Annotated in this window: 2 protein-coding genes; one reads left to right on the top strand and one right to left on the bottom strand. The window is 67.6% G+C overall.

Features of this window, described 5'->3' with window-relative positions:
• Nucleotides 1–327 (top strand): acetamidase/formamidase family protein (locus AC3XYG_RS14450; protein ID WP_489140537.1); only part of this gene is annotated, 327 nt, incomplete at its 5' end.
• A gap of 7 nt (nucleotides 328–334) precedes the next feature.
• Here the strand turns inward: AC3XYG_RS14450 and AC3XYG_RS14445 are convergent.
• Nucleotides 335–1,804, bottom strand: a 1,470-nt coding sequence (locus AC3XYG_RS14445) for an ABC transporter substrate-binding protein (protein ID WP_489140536.1), incomplete at its 5' end; no start/stop codon positions are given.

Genomic DNA, 1,804 nt, shown 5'->3' with positions numbered 1-1,804 from the left:
CAGGGCGACGGCGAGGTCTGCATCACCGCGATCGAGACCGCGCTGCGCGGCACGTTCCAGCTGATCGTCCGCGACGACCTGGCCTTCACCTATCCCCGGGCCGAGACCCCGACCCACCACATCACCATGGGCATGGACCCGGACCTCGACCAATGCGCCGTCATGGCACTGCGCGACATGATCGTGCTGCTGGGCGAAACCGCCGGCCTGTCGCGCGAGGACGCCTACACCCTGTGCAGCCTGGCCGGTGACCTGCGCATCACCCAGACCGTCAATGGCTGCAAGGGCGTGCACATGATGATGGCGAAGAAGCTGCTGCGCCGCTGATTAAGAGTCAGCTGCCCTCGATCGACACGCCCTTGAGCCGGATCAGCCCGTCCGGCGACGGCACGAAGCCCTTCACCGTCTTGGCGAGCGCGTAGAGCCAGGGCTGGTGGTAGAGATAGATCATCGGCAGCTCGTCCTGCAGCGTGTCCTGCACCTTGTCGTACAGCGCCTTGCGGGCGGCGGGGTCGTTGGTCGACCGGGCGTCGTTCATCAGCTTGTCGATATCGGCGCTGCAGAAACCGGAATAGTTCAGCCCGGCACCGCAGGTGATGAACTGGTACAGGTTGCCGTCGGGGTCGTAGCGGCCGGACCAGCCGAGCTGCACCACCTGGTAATCCCCGGCCTGGGCCTGGTTGAGCATCGAGGCGAATTCCACCGGGCGCAGGGTGATGTCGAAACCGGCTTCGGCCGCCATCGACTGGATCAGCTCGGCCACCTGCTGGATGGTGGTGCTGGTGGCGAAGGTCAGGTCGAAGGCGACCCGGTCATAGCCGGCTTCGGCGAGTAGCTGCCGGGCCTTCGCCACATCGCGCGCGGCGACCGGGAGGTCCGCCCGGCGATAGGGGCTGCCCGGGGCGAAGGGCTGCCGCGTCGGCTCGAAGGTGCCGGCGCCGACGACCTGGTTGATGACGTCGCGATCGATGGCGAGCTGCAGCGCCTGGCGCACGCGCCTGTCGCGGCCGAGCGGGCCGTCGGCGCCCTTGCCTTTGCCGACATTGATGGTCAGGCCCTGGTAGCCGACGCTGGTCACCTTGGCGAGCTGCAGAGCGGGGTCGGCCTCGACCGCCGGGACGTCGGACGGCGCCAGCCGTTCCAGCATGTCGAGATCACCGGATTGCAGGTTGGCCAGGCGGATCGTGGTGTCCGGGATGGTCAGGAAGATCACCCGGTCGAAATGATAGGCGGCGGCGTCGCGATAGCCGGCGAACTTCTCCAGCACGATGCGGTTGTTCTGCTCGCGCTCGACGAATTTGTACGGGCCGGAGCAGATCGGGTTCTGGCTAACCTCCTGCCCCGGCGCGAAGGCCGCGGGCGACATCATCATGCCGGCCCGGTTCGACAGCTGTGGCAGCAGCGTCGGGTCCGGATGGTCGAGCGTGATGGCGATGGTCATGTCGTCGACCACATCGACGCTCTTCACCGATTGCAGCTCGCTCTTGCGCATGCTGTCCGGCAGGGTGCGGGCGCGATCGAGATTGGCCTTGGCCACCGCCGCGGTCAGGGGCGAGCCGTCATGGAAGATGACGCCCGGCCGCAGCGTCAGGGTCAGCCGGGTGTCGCCGTCTCTCCAGGACCATGCCGTGGCCAGCTTGGGCTGGACCACCAGATCCGGGCCGATGGCGACCAGGCTGTCGCACAGCGAGGCGAACACGACCTCTCCGACGAAGGTCCGCGACCGGTGCGGGTCAAGCACGTCGGGGTCGTCCTGGATGCCGATGCGGAAATCGCGCGCCGATGCGGCGGTGCTGAGCAGCAG

The organism is Inquilinus sp., from assembly GCF_057815775.1.
Note: the sequence above shows the minus strand (reverse complement) of the source record. Positions and strands in the feature narration are given on the sequence as shown.